Below are 231 nucleotides of genomic sequence, written 5' to 3' on the forward strand. Positions count from 1 at the left end.
AGAATAGAAATTTTAGAAAAGATGAACAATGCTATTCAAAAACCTCGAGAACATATGTCTGTTTATGTTCCAAAGGTGAAGATGATTAATATTCCTGTAGATAAAATTCGTGATATTATCGGTGCTGGTGGTAAAATTATTAATCAAATCATTGAGACTTATGATAATGTTAAAATAGATATTCAACAAAACGGTAATATTTTTATTATGCATAACAATGAAAGTATTGTT

General features: G+C 26.4%; 1 protein-coding gene. It reads left to right on the plus strand.

What is annotated here, in order from left to right; translation table 11 throughout:
* A partial coding sequence (locus tag F1741_RS02245) for a KH domain-containing protein (RefSeq protein WP_244609577.1) occupies positions 1–231 on the plus strand: 231 nt, incomplete at both ends.

Source organism: 'Cynodon dactylon' phytoplasma, from assembly GCF_009268075.1.
GTDB classification, from domain to species: domain Bacteria; phylum Bacillota_I; class Bacilli_A; order Acholeplasmatales; family Acholeplasmataceae; genus Phytoplasma; species Phytoplasma cynodontis.